Genomic DNA, 17,120 nt, shown 5'->3' on the forward strand with positions numbered 1-17,120 from the left:
AAACGCCGTTCAGGGTTGTGCCGCCCGTGTCAGAAGCACATTGACGTGATCGGTCCCTGTCGTCCCCAAGACGTTCTTCGCGAACGCCCGGGGAAATGACGTAGCTCCAACCGTTGGAGCCGGCGTATCCCTCGCCGTCTTCCCTGCTTGACATCGCCCTGTGAGGGCAATCCACAAATCGTCGCCGCGCTGTTTTACAGCGCGCCGTTGCTCCACGGCCCGGTGATGGCAAAGGTAATGCCCGGATTGGCCTGGATATTGACAAACAGCCACCCGTCCTGGAAGGTCGCGCCCGCGAACTCCGCACCGCGCTGGTTTCTGTCGTAGGTGACACCGTTACGCGAAATCGAGCCCATGCCCTCGGCTCTGAAATCCATGTTGTTTTCGCAGAACGGGAAGATCTTTCCGTCGATGGTCAGGCCGTGCATGCGCGAGACGGCGTTGCTGCCGTCTTCGCAGAGGATTAGGCTGCCGCGCGGACTCCAGGCAATGTTGTCCGGGTTGTCCAACACGTTGCGATCGGCCGATTCGTAAACCAGGCTGAAGGTTTCGTTGACCGGGTCGTAGGCGAAGATCTGGCCGCGGCCCGCGACACCGCCGCTGGTCGAGCAGACGTAGATGATGCCGTTGCCGTACCACACGCCTTCGCCGCGGCGCAGGCTCGCGGCGCCCTGCATGATGCCCTGGGAAACCACGCCGCCGTACGTGGTGCCGGTGATGAAGGGCTTGTTCGGCTCCTCGATATCCACCCACTCGACATCCCATGTTGCACCCGCAGGCTGGGCGACGCCGGTGTCATAGTAGGGGTAAGAAACGCCATTGATGGTGCGGGTGGCATTGGGAGCAACAACGAGTTTCATCATCTGCAGCTTGCCGCCCATGGCCGGCTTGCCCGGCACGTTGGGAATGAAGCGGTAGAAACCGGACGGCGTGCTGTCCTCGGTCTCGTAGATGATGCCGGTGGCCGGATCGACCGCAACGGCTTCGTGGCTGAAGCAGCCCATGTCGACCAGCGCGATGGGTTTGGCTTCGCCCACGGCGGGAACGTCGAAGCAGTAACCGTGCTGCTTGGTGTAGGCGGGGTTGGTGTGCAGGCCGTTGGTGGTTTCCTCGCAGCTGATCCACGAATTCCAGGGCGTGGGGCCGCCGGCGCAGTTGCGGATGGTGCCGGAAATCGAGGCCCGACTCGACGCCCATTTGTTACCACGCGAATTCGGGGCGAAGATGAGATTGGTCGTGCCGCCGTCGCAAGCAGGGTCGTAAGTCAGTTCGGGAGCCGCGAAGGAGCCGGTCACACCGCCTTTCTCGTGGTTGCGTACCAGCACGTAGCGGCCATTGTTGACGGCGACTACGGCCATGCCGTCGTGATTGCTCGGGGTGGGAATGCCGTCATCCATGATGTCGCCGGTCCAGCCGTACGACCAATACTTGAAGCCTTCCGGCAGATTCAGCAGCGGCAAGCCGGTAGCTTCGTCAAATACCGGCGAGAGCGGGCCGTAATCGGGACTGAAGGGAATGTTTTCGGCGCGGGCCTGCCCCGAACCGAGAACGCTGTAAGGCATGGCGACAGCGGCGGCAGCGGCGATACCGCTTTTGATGAAACCGCGGCGGCTGAGCGTCCAGTTGGGGTCGAGTTCTTTCCTGGCATCGGCGGCCGCGAGGTCGCGGATCAAGTCGATATGGTCGTCACGAGTTGTCATGTGATCTCCGTTATTTTGCGTTGCCATTAGTCGAGAAGCGTGTTCCAAGCGTTCTCCCGCCACGACCGTCCATCCCCATCGGAATCGATGGTGCGGATTTCGTTGCGGGGCATCCGTGTGGCTAATTCTCGAATTCAAAAATGACGGGTGTGAGTAGATCTGGTTACAGTTTGGCGACCCCGGACGACTGTACGGGCACTCGCGCGTAGGTCGGGAATCCATTCCCGACGCAACGGGTTTGTCGGCAAAGGATTGCCGACCTACAACCATGCACCCTGTAGGTCGGGAATCCCTTCCCGACACCACGTCCCGGCCGAACGTCTTCGTCGGCAAAGGATTGCCGACCTACGAATGCTGGAAAGAGTTGAGCTCTTGGGATACTGCCGGAATGTCTGCAATTTCGCCCGTGCAAGCGAGCAAAAGAAAGGACCGCGAAAGCGGTCCTTTCACCGGCTAAAACGTACCCCGGAACTTCTCGCAGGGTGTTTCGTCGGCCGATTAGAACGTTTTTCATCCCGGTGTACGGCTTCGTGTCGGGCGGGAAGAACGTAGGTCGGCAATCCTTTGCCGACTTATCGGTTCGGCAAGGGATTGCCGACCTACATATCGGGCTCTCTGGCACCGAATCGGAAAATGCTCTAGGGCAACGGATGCTGTTCCAGGTTCTTTTCGACGATTTCCTGATGAACCGAGAAGACGTCCGCCGAATTCGGATCGACGACGACCCGCAGCCAGTGCACGTCGTCGGCACCGAAGGTTTCCACGCGCGTCGCGTTCTCGATGCGCCGCTTGCTGTTACTGCCCATCATGGGCTTGTCCACACGGTAATAATGCGAGTCGCCGTGAGCGAAAACGACCGGCTTCTTGAACTTGATCGCTTCCGCTTCCATGTCGGCGAGAATTTCCTCGAAACCGCGCCGCCCCGCGCTGCCCTTGGCTAGCTCGAAACCGGGATTGGCTTGAAATAGAAGCAGCACGCCGCGTGCGTCTTCCGCCTCGGCTTTCGCGAAGGTCTCGCTGATCCAGGCACGGGCCGCCTCGATGCGGCGAGCGACTTCCTCGTCGTCGGCCGGGGTGCGGGCGGCGAACGGCGCCAGGCCGTTATTGCTGCCGACGATGTGCACTGTCGCGAACATGACGTGCTGTTCCATCCAGCGCGTGTTCTCGACGAATTCCGGATAGCTCCGATCGGCGGCCTGGGTTTCCACCGTCATGGTTTTCTCGCCCAGCGTCTGACCGGGCACCGGATAGAACATTTCTCGCAGCTTGGCCAGCCGTTCCAAAGGCTGATAGGAGCCATTGTTGGCGCGATGGCAATCCGCCCATTCATTGTCGCCGGGGGTCAAAACGAAGGGAATCTCGAAACGCCGGAAGCGTTGCAGCCGATCCTCGAACACTTCGTCCGAGCACAGGGTGGAACCGTTCTTGATGTCGCCGGCATGCAGAACCCATTTCAATTTATGGTTCGCATTGATTTCCGCGATCACGTTATCGAGCTTCCAAAAATCGGCCGGGGCATACGGCACGTCGCCGATCAGGGCGAACTCGAACTTGCCGTAACCGTGGGCGTTATTGTGCTCCGGTGCGGCACTGGCGGTTTGGCCGAGTGCGACGGCGCAAGCGGCGGCAAAAAGCAGGGATTTGACTGGTGTCATGTTCACAATGAGCTCCGGGTTGGAAAGAAAATAAAAGGGCCGCAAGCGGCCCCTTTCCAATCGGCGAACTCGACGGTTACCAGGTGGTCGAGGCCCGACATTTGTTCAGAAGCGCGGCCATTTAATCGGCGGCGCATTACAGGTCTATTAGGATTTCGTAACGATTCGGTGACGGACTGGCGATCGTCGGTGCTCCCTTTTCACATCCATGCCTTGGTTGTGGGCGTTTCGGGTACGCCTCGTGGGATATCGGAGAAACATGTCCCGCGATCGGGTAACGAAACGTTTCATCGAGGAGCGGAATCCGACGCGTGGTACGCAAGGTTCCGGATGAGATCCAGAAAGAACCGCGGACCTTGATATTCCGGATCGCTGTCAATGAGGGATTGATTTTGTAGGTGAGTTAGGCCGCGAAGCCCTAACCCACCCTGGCGGCGCCAACGGCGGGAACAAACGCGGCTTTAGTATTCGCAGTCAAATTGCCTAATCCAGCTGTCTAAAGGACTAACGATGTCACGTCAAAGGAGCATGAATCATGAGCAATCAAGAACCGCGCACGCCCCCTAAGACCACGGACTTCGGCATTTTTTATCCTGTCGGCTACCTGGTCGTCGCGTTCCCGAAACGGGAGGACGCACAGCGGGTACAGCAAGATCTCCTAACCGGCGGTTATGAGCAGGCGGATTGCCAGCTTTATACGTGCGAAGAAGTGGCTGCCGCCGCGCAGCGTAATCTTGCGGAAAACACGGGCTTTCTCGCGCGATTGGGCTGGAGCGACGATGCGGTGCAAGCCCATCTGGATGCGGCCCGGCAAGGCTCCGCATTTTTGCTGATCTATGCACCCGGCGACACCGACGCGGCACGCGCGATGAACGTCGTTCGCCGCGTACCGTTCGATTTCGCGCACCGTTACCACCGGCTGGCGATCGAAGAACTGAAGTAATCGCCCGATCCTGACATGCCTGCCGAGAAAGCGAACGAAGCGCCCGACGCTGCGGTCAAACCTTGTCTGCATCTGACAAGGAGGACTTCGTCATGTCATATACGGAACGATTGACCGGCGCGGGCGGCCCGGACGTTTTCTTCGGCGAACTCAGACAGAATTGGGGTTGGCTCCTGGCCCTGGGAATCGTATTGATCATTCTCGGTACGATCGGGCTGGGCATGACGTTTTTCTTGACCGTGGCCAGCATGGTTTATTTCGGAGTCCTGTTGCTCATTGGCGGAAGCTTCCAGATATTTCATGCCGTCAAGGCCACGGGATGGAAAAGCATCATTCTGTCCGTACTCATCGGCATCCTCTATTTGCTTGCGGGTATAACCATCATTAACAACCCTGTGGCCGCATCAACCCTTCTTACCTTGGTCCTTGGCGGAGCGCTGATCGGCATCGGTATCGCGCGGATGGTTATGGCCCTTCAACTCCGCGGGCTCAAAAGCTGGGTTTGGCCGCTTGCAAGCGCCATCCTCGAAATACTGCTGGGCGTCATGATCGTGGCGAAATGGCCGGTTTCAGGACTTTGGGTCATCGGCCTTTTCGTCGCAATCGAACTGATCATGAACGGTTGGAGCTGTATCGCGATCGCACTGACCGCAAAGGAATCCGAAGCCTGGGAAGGATCGCCGAATAAGGCCTAGTCCTGCCACGAGTAAACGGCACGAAAACGCCATTTGGGTCGTGGGACGGGGCATGGGGGCGAGAGTCATCTTCGGATGGGTCAAAAAGATACCGGACCGCGTTTGTTTTCGTTTTCCCCCAAGCCTTTCCCTCGGCCCGTCCAACAAGAGGGATACGAAAGACCGAATAAGCGGAGTCCGGTTTACGCGGCTCGATAATCCTCCGGAATGCCCCGTCTGTTTTTTGTGGCCCCCTCCTGGGGACCGGTCGCCCGGCCTTCGCCTGCGAGCGGCGCACTTCTTATTGTCTCGCTGGTCTCAAGAATGGAATCATCCGCCAAGGAGGGCCGCCCCATACAGACTTGCCGCGTAGCCTGTATCTCAATATTCGTTCTGATGGTCTGTGCGGGCAGCGGCGGGGCGCAGACGTCCGGCGGGACAGGCGCCTGTCCGCCGTTCGAGACACGCGCGCCGAACGCGCCGGACCAGCGCCCGGCGTTTCCCGGTCAGACCCGCGCGTGCGCCGTCCAATCCAATGTCGCCTTCGACGTCGTCGTGCTCGCAACGGGGCTCGAGCAGCCGTGGGATTGTACGTCGTCACCGACGAGACCAACGGTGAGCTTTGGAAAAACGTACCGGGACGATAGGCGTGAGAGGTGCTTCGAAGCCGACGGACTGACCGCTCATTGAATTTTCGTCTTGCCGCAATCGTTTTTGGAGGTGACTTATGATCGGATACACAACGGACATCGAACGCGATACGCTCGCAAACCAGGACTACCGCCGCGTGCTCTATACCGGCCGGAATACCCAGCTGGTACTGATGACGCTCCAGCCGCGCGAGGAAATCGGAGTCGAAACCCATGAGGAGCACGATCAGTTCATCCGCATCGAATCAGGAACCGGCCTGGCCGTGCTAAACGGTGAAGAGCACCCGTTGAGCGATGGCGTGGCGGTGGTGATTCCGGCGGGCGTCGAACACAACGTGATCAACACCTCATCCGACCAGCCGCTCAGGCTGTACACGCTCTACAGCCCGCCCGAGCATCCCGACGGCACCGTGCACCGAACGAAGGCCGACGAGCCTGCAGAACACTGAGATCGGCATTCGAGTGCCGAGATGAGCACTGCCGGCCCCATCGTCGCTCTCTTGCCGCGCGATTACGATGCCGTCTTGTTCGACCTCGACGGCGGATATTTTGCGCAATATTCGGAGCAGCATGGGGCCATCGAAGTCGATCAAGCCGCGATCGATCTGGTGCGGTCGCTCCGGGCGCAGGCGATTCGAACGGCCGTGGTAGCTGCCGGCAACGACGTTGCAGCGATGCAGGAAGCCGCCGGTATCGCGCCGCTGTTCGATATTTATGTGGACCGGTCGGAGATCATCCGTCCGGAGCTCGAGGGCAAGCCGCCGCTCGATGCGCTTCTGGAGGCGGCGCGGCGGCTCGGAGTGGAACCGCTGCGAACGGTCGTCGTGGCGGATACGGTCGGCGAGGTCGAGGCGGGACACATGGGCCGGTTCGGCCTGGTTATCGGCATCGACCGCAGCGGTCGGTCGCAGGCCTTGCGGGAGGCCGGCGCCGATGCCGTCGTGACCGGCTTGGCGAACATCCGCGTGTCGCTCGAACCGCCCTCTGCCTGGGTGTTGGCGTACGAGGACTTCGACCCGGCACGCGAGGGCATCCGGGAATCCTTGTGCGCCCTCGGAAACGGCTATTTCGAGACGCGCGGAGCAGCGCCCTGGGCGCGGGCGGACGATATCCGTTATCCCGGCACCTACCTGGCAGGCGGCTACAACCGGCTGCGGACCGATATCGCCGGACGGGTGGTCGAAAACGAGGACCTCGTCAACTTCCCCAATTGGCTCGCGCTCGAGTTTCGCATCGCCGACGAGGATTGGTTCGATGAGCGAAAGGTCAGAATCCTGTCACATCGTCAAGAACTGGACCTCCGCAGCGGCCTGCTGTCGAGGGCCATACGCTTCGAGGACGGCAAAGGGCGGCGGAGCACGCTTACGGAGCGGCGCCTGGTGTCGATGGTCGACATGCATCTGGGTGCGATCGAGCTCACCCTGACCGCCGAGAACTGGTCTGCCCGCATCACGGTCCGCACGGCCATCGACGGGCGTGTTGTCAACGCGGGCGCGAAGCTTTATCGGAAATTCAACAATCAGCACCTGGAGCCGCTGACGGGTGAAATCGTCGGCGAGGACGGGATGTGTCTCGAAGTGCGTACATCTCAGTCGAAGCTGCATGTCGCGCAGGCGGCGCGAACGCAGGCGTTCAAAGGCGGCAAGCTTGTCAAGACGCCGCGCCGAACGGTTCGCGAACCCGGGTATATCGGGCAGGCGTTCGGCATGCGGCTCAAGCCGGGGGAGACGCTGGTGCTGGAGAAACTCGCCATGCTCCATACCTCGCGCGATCGCGCCATCTCCCAGTGCGCCCTGGCGGCGCGCAAGGCGATGGCGCGAGCCGGACGCTTCGAGGCCGTGCTGTCGGACCACGTCCTGGCCTGGATGCACCTGTGGCGAAGGTTCGACATCCACATGGAACCCGCCGGACGCGATTTCGGGCTGAACGCGCCGATGATGCTTCGGCTGAACATGTTTCATCTGCTGCAGGCCGTGTCCCCCAACTCCATCGATCTCGATATCGGCGTGCCGGCACGCGGCTGGACCGGCGAAGCGTATCAGGGCCACATTTTTTGGGACGAGCTGTTCATCTTCCCGTTCCTCAATTTTCGAATGCCCGAGATCACCCGCTCGCTGCTCATGTACCGCTATCGGCGCCTAGACGAAGCGCGAGCCGCGGCGAAAAGCGCCGGATTCCAGGGCGCCATGTTCCCATGGCAAAGCGGAAGCGATGGGCAGGAGGAAACCCAGGAGCTCAACCTGAATCCGCGCTCGCAGCGATGGGTGCCCGACAACTCTTATCTGCAGCGCCACGTCGGCAGCGCCATTGCCTACAACGTCTGGCAGTACTTTCAGGTTACCCGTGACATCGAGTTTCTGCAGTTCGCCGGTGCCGAGCTGATGCTCGAGATCGCCCGCTTCTGGGCCAGCATCGCGAGCTTCGGTGAAGAAAAGGGCCGCTACGAGATCCGCGGGGTGATGGGCCCGGACGAGTTCCACGAAGGCTATCCCGATGCGCCGACGCCCGGCCTCGACAACAACGCCTATACCAACATCATGGCCGTGTGGGTACTGCGCCGGGCACTGGACGTGCTCAGACTGCTCCCCGATCTCCGGCGGTTGGAGCTCATGCGCGAGCTTCCCTTGTCCGCGGAAGAAACCGCGCGTTGGGAGGACATCAGCCGGCGAATGTTCGTGCCGTTTCACGGGAACGGGGTCATCAGCCAGTTCGAGGGCTACGAAAAGCTCATCGAGCTGGATTGGGAGGACTACCGGAGGCGGTACGGCAACATCCAGCGCCTGGATCTCATTCTCGAAGCGGAGAACGACACGGCGAACCGCTATAAGCTGTCGAAGCAGGCCGACGTGCTGATGCTGTTCTATCTGTTTTCGGCCGAGGAGCTGAGCGATCTGTTCACGCATCTCGGCTATCCGTTCGAATATGAAACCATTCCGCGCAACGTCACGTATTACGACCGCCGTTCGTCGCACGGCTCCACATTGTCGCGGGTCGTGCACGCGTGGGTCTTGGCGCGATCGAACCGGCCGCGCGCGATGACCTACTTCGCGGAGGCGTTGCAGAGCGACTTGAGCGACATTCAGCAAGGCACCACGGCCGAAGGCGTGCACCTCGGCGCCATGGCGGGGACGGTCGATCTGATGCAGCGCGTAACGACCGGCGTCGAGGTCACGAGCGATGTCCTCAGGCTCAATCCGCAATTGCCGGCGGAATTGGAGCGCCTCGACCTGCGCATTCGCTATCGCGGGCACACGCTCGATTTGCATCTCACCCGCGACGCCCTTACCGTACACGGGCGCGAACCCGGCATCGCGCCGATCCGCCTGGCATTCAAGGATGAAGTACACGACTTCCCCGGCGGCAGCACGCGGGTTTTCGATCTCGGCAAATAGGGGCCTATCTCGGCAGGCCGTTCGCCCTGAGCTCGTAGGATGTGGTGAACGAAGGGAACCGCATCATTCGCGGTGCATCGGTGCGGTTCGTTCTTCACCGCACCCTACGAGCTTAGCTCAGGACAGGCCAGTCGAAGGGATTCTTGAGCCTACTGGGATAGGCTCTAAGACAGAAGAATGAGCACATCCTCGGAGGCATCATGAATTGGCCGACACCAAAGACGCCGCGCAACCGGGACTCGGCGCCCGACCCGCGCTTCCAGCCGGCGGAGCGCCGCCCGGAACAGCCGCAAGGCGCACCGCGCAGAATTTGGCTGACGTTCCTGATCCTCCTCCTCATCAACTACCTGCTGATGCGGTCTCTCTTTCCGGAACCCGGCGAGTCGATCACCATCCCTTATACCGCCTTCAAGGAAGAGGTCGCGAGGGGCAACGTCGAGGCCATTTACAGCCAGGGGGCGAGCGTCGAGGGCCGGTTTGCGTCGCCCGTCACCTGGCCGCCGAAAGATAGAGAAGACGCGGCGCCCGACGAGCGGCGCCTGACCGAACCCGAGCCCAAAACGGCGGACACCTTCACCACCGAACTGCCCGCGTTCGTGGACCCCGGACTGGAGGCGTTCCTGATCGAAAACAAGGTCGAGATCAGCGCGGTGCCGATTCGGGAAGGCAGTCCCTGGATCACGCTTCTGTTCGGCTTCGGCCCCGCGATCCTCATCATTCTTTTCTATGTCTGGATTTACCGGCGAGCCGTGCAGCAGGGCGGCGGCATGGGCGGACTCATGAACATCGGCCGGAGCAAGGCCCGCCGCTACGACCAGGAGGCGAGCGCCAGGGTCACCTTCGACGATGTGGCCGGCATCGACGAGGCGGAGAACGAACTGGTCGAGATCGTGGATTTCCTGAAGTCTCCCGAGAAATACACCCGCCTGGGCGGAACCGCGCCGAAGGGCGTGCTGCTGGTCGGCGCGCCGGGGACCGGAAAGACCTTGCTGGCGAAGGCGGTCGCCGGGGAGGCTGAGGTTCCGTTCTTCTCGATGAGCGCGGCCGAGTTCGTGGAGATGATCGTCGGCGTGGGGGCGGCGCGCGTGCGGGATCTGTTCAAGCAGGCGCGCGAGCACGCTCCGGCCATCATCTTCATCGACGAGATCGACGCGATAGGCCGCGCGCGCGGCCAGGTGGCGATCGGGGCCGCCAGCGAACACGAGCAGACGCTGCAGCAGATCCTCACCGAGATGGACGGTTTCACCGGCCGCGAAGGCGTGATCGTGCTGGCCGCGACCAACCAGCCCGACGTGCTCGACCGGGCGCTGCTCCGGCCCGGACGCTTCGACCGGCGCGTGGTGGTGAACCTCCCGGACAAGGTCGGCCGCGAAGCGATCCTCAAGGTTCACACCCGCGAGGTTCCGCTCGCGGACGACGTCCGCCTGGACGAGCTGGCCGCCACGACGCCCGGACTCTCGGGAGCGGACCTCAAAAACCTCGTCAACGAGGCGGCGCTGCTGGCGGCCCGGCGCGAAGAACGCGCGGTCCGCCAGAAGGACTTTCTGGACGCGCTGGAGAAAATCGTGCTTGGCCCCGAGCGCCCGCTCCTCCTGACCCGCGAGGACCGGGAGCGCATCGCCTACCACGAGAGCGGACACGCCATCCTCGGCCTGGTGATGCCCGGCGCCGACCCGGTGCACCGGGTCACCATCGTGCCGCGCGGACAAGCGCTCGGGGTGACGTATCAGCGGCCCCAGACCGACCGCTACAACTATCCGGAAGCGTATCTCCGCGCCAAGATCGTCGGCATGCTGGGCGGCCGCGCGGCCGAGGAGATCGTGTACGGCACCCGGACCACCGGCGCCGAGAACGACATCGAGCAGGCCACCCAGCTCGCCCGCAACATGGTCACCCGCTGGGGCATGAGCGACAAGCTCGGGATGGTGCAGCTCGCGCCCCGCGAGAATCCCTACCTGAGCGGCGCCGGCGGAGGCTATGTCGGCGCCAAGCCCTTCGGCGAGGAGACCGCCCGCATCATCGACGCCGAGGTGCAAAGAATCATCAACGAGAGCCACGAACAGGCGAAGAGTCTCCTGAAGGCGCATCGCAAGGAGCTCGATGCCCTGGTCGACGCCTTGCTCGCGCGCGAGACGCTGGGCGAGGAGGAAATCCTCGAGGTCACCGGACTGCCGCCCGCGCCTCCGCTGGAGACCCGTCCCCTGGCGATGGCCGGGCGAGAAAAATGAGCGCCGCGCCGGTTCGGATACCCGAGACTGTGCCCTATCGGCTTCTGCAGCAGGCGTTTTCGACCGTGGCCTTGAGAGCGGGCGACCGGCTGCGCTGCATCGCGGTGGCGAGCTCGGTGCTGTGGCTTCGCGAGTCGAGCAAGCTGATTGCGCACGCGACACATCGAATGGGCGATGCGGCATGGATAGCAACTGGGCAAAACGTGCGTGAGTAGGCGCATCGGTTTTTTCGTTCTGGCGTTTGGCCTGGTCATAGGCCTTTTTGAGGGATACAGCACTTTGCCGTTACTGGAAAACCGCAGCGTTTCGACCGCCCTGGTCGACACCGACACCACCCGGCTCGGGCGGGCGATCTCCTCGGCGGTCGCCGCGCATCCGGGACAATCCGGCCTCTATCCGCTGCCGGATTCGCGCGACGCGTTCGCCGCGCGGATGCTGCTCGCGCGGGCCGCGGAGCGCTCGCTCGACGTCCAGTACTACATCTGGCGCAAGGACCGGTCGGGCACCTTGCTGTTCGAGGCGCTGCACGCCGCGGCCGAGCGCGGCGTCCGCGTGCGCCTCTTGCTCGACGACAACAACACCGCCGGGCTCGATCCTACGCTCGCCGCGCTGGACGCTCATCCGAACATCGAAGTCCGGCTGTTCAACCCGTTCGTGATCCGGAAACCGCGCCTGATCGGGTATCTGACCGACTTCTCCCGGCTGAACCGGCGCATGCACAACAAGTCGTTCACGGCGGACAATCAAGCCACGATCATCGGCGGCCGCAATGTCGGGGACGAGTACTTCGACGCCGCCGAGGGTACGGTGTTCGTGGATCTCGATGTGATGGCGGTGGGGCCTATCGTCGAGGACGTGTCGAACGATTTCGACCGTTACTGGGCGAGCGGTTCGTCCTACCCCGTCGGCCTGTTGCTGCCGCCGGCCGACCCCGCGCGGCTGGAGCAGCTCGCATCTCAGGCGTCGTTGGTCGAGCGCGACCCCGCCGCGGCGGCTTACATGGCTGCGATACGCCAATTGCCGTTCGTGCGCGAACTGACGGAAGGCCGCCTGGCACTGGAGTGGGCTCCCGCCCGCATGGTCAGCGACGACCCCGCCAAGGCGCTCGGCCGGGCCGAGTCGGACGAGCTTTTGCCCCATCAGATGAATGAGATCATCGGCGAACCGGCCACGGATGTCGAACTCGTATCGGCTTATTTCGTGCCCACCGCGCGGGTGTCGAATCATTCGTCGGCATGGCGGAACGCGGCGTGAACGTCACGATACTGACCAATTCGCTGGAAGCCACCGACGTGGCAGCGGTGCATGCCGGGTATGCGAAGCGGCGCAAACCGCTGCTCGAAGCGGGCATTACGCTCTATGAATTGCGGCGCTTGTCGCCGCGAACGAACCGACGCGCGGGACTGCCGGGCAGTTCCGGCAGCTCCGCGTCGAGCCTGCACGCGAAAACCTTCTCGGTGGACGGTTCGCGCGTTTTCATCGGCTCGTTCAATTTCGATCCGCGCTCGGCCAAGCTGAACACCGAAATGGGCTTCGTCATCGACAGTCCGGCCCTGGCGAGGAATATCTCCACGGCGTTCGACAGCCGCATTCCCGCCAACTCATACCAGGTGCGCCTGTCAAACAATGGGCAGTTGTACTGGACCGAGCACCGGTCCGGGGAGTGGGTGCGGCACGACACGGAACCCGGCACGAGCTTCTGGCTGCGCGCCGGCATCCGGTTCCTGTCGGCCTTGCCCATCGAGTGGCTGTTGTGAGCCGCAGTCGATCATGGCGATCACATCCGATCGAGCGGACTGACCACGCCTTGTCCGCCGCGATTCAGCACATGGGTATAAATCATGGTGGTGCTCACGTCCTTATGTCCGAGCAGTTCCTGAACGGTTCTGATATCGTAGCCCCCTTCGATCAGGTGCGTGGCAAAACTATGCCGCAACGTGTGCGGCGTCGCCGGCTTGGCTATTCTGGCAGCCTGGACGGCTTTTTTCATGGCCCGCTGCAATAGCTTTTCATCCACATGATGCCGCCGCTCGCGGCCGCTGCGCGGATCGCTCGAACAGCTCCCGGAGGGAAACACATACTGCCAGCCCCACTCTTTCGGCCTTTGAGGATACTTGCGCGCCAGGGCATCGGGAAGATACACCTCGGATTTCCCCTCGGCCGAATCCTGCTCATACAGCTTGCGGCGCTCCGCAAGGTGAGCCTGCAACGCCACTCTTAAACTCTCCGGCAACACGGTCACCCGATCCTTGGCTCCCTTGCCATCGCGGATGTGAATTTCACGCCGTTCGAAGTCCACATCCTTCACCCGCAAGCGCACGCATTCCATCAATCGCATACCCGTTCCATAGAGCAAGCGCGCCATCAGCCCGTAAACGCCATCCATGCAAGCCAGCACCGCTTGAACCTCGGAACGGGTCAGCACCGTCGGCAACCGCGCCGGCCGCTTAGCGCGTTTTCATCGCGCTCGTACGGTAGAACCGGCTTGGTGGACGTCGTTGGCGCCTTCGGCTCGGGTGAATGGATTCAAGCATTCGTAGGTCGGCAATCCTTTCCCAATCGCAAACGGTCGCTTTAGTCGCGACCCTTCCGACGAAGACACTCGGCCGGGACGTGGTGTCGGGAAGGGGGGCTTCGGCGCTCCAATCGCCGTTTGCGATTGGGAAGGGATTCCCGGCCTACTCGCGAGTGCCCGTACAGTAGATATGAAAATGCTCTAGCCCGAACTACGTCCTTCAGTCCCGGCAAGTCGAGGCGCAATACCTCTCGATAGAGAAATAAGAGCGCCGCCAAAGCTTGATTTTGCGTCGAGGCAGACACCTTGCTTTCCACCGCGAGATGCGTCAGAAACGCTTCCACCTCGACGATACCCATGTCACGGGGATGGCGTTTGCCGTTAAAGAGAATAAAGCGCCCGATCCACTGGACATATTGTGTTTCCGTACGAATGCTGTAGTGTTTGGCCCTGATACGGGCGCGTACCTGGTCCAGCAACTTCGGACCACCTACGCTAGGCGGTGTATTTGCTTCAGCCATGAGTCCTGTCTACATGAAACTAGTTTATAAAATACAAAAGTTTAGGACAGAACATCCCGAGTTATACACCTCACTGCCGGTGTTATACACCTGGGGTAGGTGTCTAATACAAAGTTAGAAGCCCAAAAGAAACGATGGGAAAGAAACTACCACCTCAAGAAATGAAGCTCTATCGTCAAACAGACGAGGTTCTTCATTATATGTGGGACCCAATTGGGGTAAGAGGTATTGCGCAAGCTAGAGATGAGTATTCTTCCTATCTGCCGCATGTATTCTCACTTCTGGTGGGAAATAAGGGTCCAGAAAAGATAGCTGAGTATTTAGATTGGGTGGTAGAAGAAAAAATGGGTTTAACTCCAAATAAGGAGTATTCAAAAGAAATATCAGAAATTTTGGTAGGCCTCAAAGAGGCAATAATTGATGAAGGCTTCTAACAAGCGCATCAAGATCGTTCGCTATCGCTCACTGGGACGCTCCGCTTCGCTGCGCGCCCCTTATGCATAGCGTTGGGCCAAATCAGGTAGGTAATGCAAATGAGCTGGAAGATTCTCGTTGGCCTTTCGCTGATCCTCATTACGTCGCAAGTACTGGGAGTTGAATACTTCTTGGAGATCGAGCGCTCGTGCTCAACGACCGGCGATAAACTCGATTTCAAGTGCGAAAAGAAGGATGGAGAAAAGTTCTCTATCTTCAGCCAAAACGGTCGCTGGTTCGGTAGAAATCCGAATAGCGATGATTTGTGGAAACTTACGGTCCTGAAAGATGACAAGCACATATTGGTACTTGATAACCCTGTTCTCTTCAGTGGCGAGAGTGTCATCTACATCATGAAGCCGACTCGGAGATTTTATTGGTCGGAGTTCGCTTATTCCGACATCCTCAATGAGCAAGAAGGAACAGTGCGCTATGGGCGTGTTCTCTCCGTCAAAAACTAGTAGCAATATGGACGTGCCGGCCCAACAATGCGCTCCAGGTGACTCGCAAAGCCTCGCACCTGAGCGCAAGCGTTGGGCCAGGAGAGCAGATTGAACCCAGAACAGATTGTGGGGGAGATTGAGCGGTACGAAGCCGAGCTGCATCGCATCCACTCTTCATTCAAACACACGAAGGATGGAATCTACATCGCCGAGGGTGACGAAGCGCTCTATCGTCAATATGTGCGCGAATTGCTAGATCTCTACGACGATGCATTAGGCAAGAACGTCTATTCCGCACAGATTGCACATGAGTTTCAGAATGGATTTGGTTATCTCGGCAGCCCGTCACTCCATGGCGTCCAGAACGTACTTGGGATCGTACGTGCCTCACTAACTCGACTTCGTCGGAACCCAGACCTTCTTGTCTCCCGGAAGTCGCAGGAGAATACGCAGAAGCGGGAAAACGTCTTCATCATCCACGGACGAGATGAAGCGAAGTGGAGAGAGCTGAAAGATATCGTGCAGAGCGAGTTCCGGCTCAATCCGATCGTTCTCATGCTGCAGCCGAACGCTGGTGCCGAGACAGTCATAGAAAAATTCGAGCGCTACGCAGAAACCTGCTCCTTCGCTATCGCCGTCTTCACTCCAGATGATGAGGTGAAGGGTGGAGAGGAGGCGTATCTTCAGGCCCGCCCCAACGTTATTTACGAACTCGGTTGGTTCTGTGGGCGTCTGGGTCGTGCCAATGCCATGTTGCTCTTGCGAGAGGGGACGTCGATGTTTTCGGACTTTGGCGGCATCATCCAGCACCGATTCAAGGCGAACGTGGCCGAGAGAGTCATTGAGATGCGCAAGGACCTTGAGGCGGCAGGAGTTCTGCCATTAGCGTAGGCCCAACAAATTGCTCACGCGCGTGAGCAATGGCGTTAGGCCTTGACCGAATCTATTCACCCCGTAAGGAAATTTTCACAATGGACATCCCACGGATATTCAACATCACCGAAAGTGCTCACCGCATCCACAACCCGATCACACCCGAAAAGCTTGCCATTCTCGGCGCGGCGCTGCGTCTGGAAAGGGGGGCCCGAGTGCTCGACCTCGGCAGCGGTTCGGGGGAGATGCTGTGCACCTGGGCACGCGATCACGGCGTCATCGGCACCGGCATCGACATGAGCCAGTTGTTCACAGAGCAAGCGAAATTCCGTGCCGTAGAACTCGGCGTCGCCGATCAAGTCAAGTTCATCCATGGCGATGCTGCGGGCTACGTCTCCAACGAGAAGGTCGGTGTGGCAGCCTGTGTCGGTGCCACTTGGATCGCCGGGGGAGTCGTCGGCACTATCGAGCTTCTGGCGCGGAGCTTGCGCACCGGAGGGATCATCCTCATCGGCGAACCCTACTGGCGGCAGTTACCGCCGACGGAAGATGTTGCCAAGGGGTGTCTTGCCAACTCAATCTCCGACTTTCTCATGCTTCCTGAACTTCTCGCGTCTTTCGGCCATCTTGGCTACGACGTCGTTGAAATGGTTCTGGCTGACCAAGACGGCTGGGATAGATACGAGGCGGCCAAATGGCTCACCATGCGCCGATGGCTTGAAGCCAACCCCGACGACGAGTTCGCGAAAGATGTTCGAGCCAAACTGACATCGGAACCCGAGCGCTACGCCGCTTACACGCGTGAATACCTGGGCTGGGGTGTGTTCGCGCTGATGCCGCGGTGATGCGTTGGCGTCTTGGTCGCCGTATCCAACTTTCGCGCAGCACAGAAAGGCAAAACAAATGCTTGATCGCCGTCTCGCCAGCGCCGGCTTTTGCGCTTTGGGCTATCGGCCTAATCGGGTAACCAGGGGTTTCTAACCCCCAGTCCCCACACCACCACGGCATGCGGGTCCGCACCGGGCGGTTCACGAAAAGGGAGCACACGACGA

Annotated in this window: 14 protein-coding genes and 2 pseudogenes; 12 read left to right on the forward strand and 4 right to left on the reverse strand. The window is 60.5% G+C overall.

The annotated features are described in order from the left end of the window. Positions 1 to 194 precede the first annotated feature (194 nt). Together JOD69_RS22545 and JOD69_RS22550 are read right to left on the reverse strand one after the other, a co-directional pair. On the reverse strand, positions 195 to 1,727 hold the full coding sequence (locus tag JOD69_RS22545; protein ID WP_210024319.1) for an alkaline phosphatase PhoX: 1,533 nt from the start codon (positions 1,725 to 1,727) through the stop codon (positions 195 to 197). 611 nt (positions 1,728 to 2,338) lie between these two features. Then, on the reverse strand, positions 2,339 to 3,355 hold the full coding sequence (locus JOD69_RS22550) for a metallophosphoesterase (RefSeq protein ID WP_240507029.1): 1,017 nt from the start codon (positions 3,353 to 3,355) through the stop codon (positions 2,339 to 2,341). A 535-nt stretch (positions 3,356 to 3,890) separates the two neighbouring features. Between JOD69_RS22550 and JOD69_RS22555 the strand changes: the two genes are divergently transcribed. The 8 genes from JOD69_RS22555 (at position 3,891) to JOD69_RS24960 (ending at position 12,999) form a co-directional block, all read left to right on the forward strand. After that, positions 3,891 to 4,298 carry a hypothetical protein gene (locus JOD69_RS22555; RefSeq protein WP_077730045.1) on the forward strand — a complete coding sequence of 136 codons (408 nt, stop codon included), beginning with the start codon at positions 3,891 to 3,893 and terminating at the stop codon, positions 4,296 to 4,298. A gap of 92 nt (positions 4,299 to 4,390) precedes the next feature. Then, entirely contained in the window at positions 4,391 to 4,993 is a 603-nt protein-coding gene (locus tag JOD69_RS22560; protein ID WP_086134621.1) for an HdeD family acid-resistance protein, read from the forward strand. Positions 4,994 to 5,699: 706 nt separating this feature from the next. Continuing rightward, entirely contained in the window at positions 5,700 to 6,071 is a 372-nt protein-coding gene (locus JOD69_RS22565) for a cupin domain-containing protein (RefSeq protein ID WP_086134619.1), read from the forward strand. Between the two features lie 21 nt (positions 6,072 to 6,092). Next, the gene (locus JOD69_RS22570; RefSeq protein WP_086134618.1) at positions 6,093 to 9,014 is read left to right on the forward strand and encodes a glycosyl hydrolase family 65 protein; all 2,922 of its coding nucleotides are present in this window, start codon (positions 6,093 to 6,095) and stop codon (positions 9,012 to 9,014) included. A 200-nt stretch (positions 9,015 to 9,214) separates the two neighbouring features. Further along, positions 9,215 to 11,242: an ATP-dependent zinc metalloprotease FtsH gene (gene ftsH, locus JOD69_RS22575; protein ID WP_086135692.1), complete on the forward strand. Its 2,028-nt coding sequence runs from the start codon at positions 9,215 to 9,217 to the stop codon at positions 11,240 to 11,242. A gap of 29 nt (positions 11,243 to 11,271) precedes the next feature. Next, entirely contained in the window at positions 11,272 to 11,457 is a 186-nt protein-coding gene (locus tag JOD69_RS22580; RefSeq protein ID WP_139841185.1) for a hypothetical protein, read from the forward strand. Positions 11,458 to 11,521: 64 nt separating this feature from the next. Then, on the forward strand, positions 11,522 to 12,496 hold the full coding sequence (locus tag JOD69_RS24955) for a phospholipase D-like domain-containing protein (protein WP_240507152.1): 975 nt from the start codon (positions 11,522 to 11,524) through the stop codon (positions 12,494 to 12,496). Continuing rightward, a complete protein-coding gene (locus JOD69_RS24960) occupies positions 12,493 to 12,999 on the forward strand; it encodes a phospholipase D-like domain-containing protein (RefSeq protein ID WP_240507150.1) in 507 nt (168 codons plus the stop codon). Before JOD69_RS24955 ends, JOD69_RS24960 begins: the two co-directional genes overlap by 4 nt. A gap of 20 nt (positions 13,000 to 13,019) precedes the next feature. Here the strand turns inward: JOD69_RS24960 and JOD69_RS22590 are convergent. Continuing rightward, positions 13,020 to 13,685, reverse strand: a pseudogene (locus JOD69_RS22590) (integron integrase); the annotation flags it as partial. A gap of 278 nt (positions 13,686 to 13,963) precedes the next feature. Then, positions 13,964 to 14,278 (reverse strand): annotated as a pseudogene (locus JOD69_RS22595) (phage integrase N-terminal SAM-like domain-containing protein); the annotation flags it as partial. A 134-nt stretch (positions 14,279 to 14,412) separates the two neighbouring features. Between JOD69_RS22595 and JOD69_RS22600 the strand changes: the two are divergent. The 4 genes from JOD69_RS22600 to JOD69_RS22615 all read left to right on the forward strand — a co-directional run bounded on the left by JOD69_RS22600 (position 14,413) and on the right by JOD69_RS22615 (position 16,913). After that, positions 14,413 to 14,712, forward strand: coding sequence for a hypothetical protein (locus JOD69_RS22600; RefSeq protein ID WP_086135689.1), 300 nt, complete (start codon positions 14,413 to 14,415; stop codon positions 14,710 to 14,712). A gap of 99 nt (positions 14,713 to 14,811) precedes the next feature. Continuing rightward, positions 14,812 to 15,213 (forward strand): hypothetical protein, encoded by a 402-nt coding sequence (locus JOD69_RS22605; protein ID WP_139841184.1) that lies wholly within the window; start codon positions 14,812 to 14,814, stop codon positions 15,211 to 15,213. A 90-nt stretch (positions 15,214 to 15,303) separates the two neighbouring features. Beyond that, positions 15,304 to 16,086, forward strand: a complete 783-nt coding sequence (locus JOD69_RS22610) for a nucleotide-binding protein (protein ID WP_086135687.1) — start codon at positions 15,304 to 15,306, stop codon at positions 16,084 to 16,086. An 80-nt stretch (positions 16,087 to 16,166) separates the two neighbouring features. Then, complete coding sequence (locus tag JOD69_RS22615; RefSeq protein WP_086135686.1) at positions 16,167 to 16,913, forward strand: class I SAM-dependent methyltransferase; 747 nt, start codon at positions 16,167 to 16,169, stop codon at positions 16,911 to 16,913. Positions 16,914 to 17,120: the final 207 nt, after the last annotated feature.

The organism is Methylocaldum sp. RMAD-M, from assembly GCF_017832375.1.
GTDB lineage: Bacteria > Pseudomonadota > Gammaproteobacteria > Methylococcales > Methylococcaceae > Methylocaldum.

Bases quoted from the DNA above. Each gene is read 5' to 3' on its own strand.
- JOD69_RS22545 (WP_210024319.1), bottom strand. From the start codon at position 1,727: ATGGCAACGCAAAATAACGGAGATCACATGACAACTCGTGACGACCAT.
- JOD69_RS22550 (WP_240507029.1), bottom strand. From the start codon at position 3,355: ATGACACCAGTCAAATCCCTGCTTTTTGCCGCCGCTTGCGCCGTCGCA.
- JOD69_RS22555 (WP_077730045.1), top strand. From the start codon at position 3,891: ATGAGCAATCAAGAACCGCGCACGCCCCCTAAGACCACGGACTTCGGC.
- JOD69_RS22560 (WP_086134621.1), top strand. From the start codon at position 4,391: ATGTCATATACGGAACGATTGACCGGCGCGGGCGGCCCGGACGTTTTC.
- JOD69_RS22565 (WP_086134619.1), top strand. From the start codon at position 5,700: ATGATCGGATACACAACGGACATCGAACGCGATACGCTCGCAAACCAG.
- JOD69_RS22570 (WP_086134618.1), top strand. From the start codon at position 6,093: ATGAGCACTGCCGGCCCCATCGTCGCTCTCTTGCCGCGCGATTACGAT.
- ftsH (WP_086135692.1), top strand. From the start codon at position 9,215: ATGAATTGGCCGACACCAAAGACGCCGCGCAACCGGGACTCGGCGCCC.
- JOD69_RS22600 (WP_086135689.1), top strand. From the start codon at position 14,413: ATGGGAAAGAAACTACCACCTCAAGAAATGAAGCTCTATCGTCAAACA.
- JOD69_RS22605 (WP_139841184.1), top strand. From the start codon at position 14,812: ATGAGCTGGAAGATTCTCGTTGGCCTTTCGCTGATCCTCATTACGTCG.
- JOD69_RS22615 (WP_086135686.1), top strand. From the start codon at position 16,167: ATGGACATCCCACGGATATTCAACATCACCGAAAGTGCTCACCGCATC.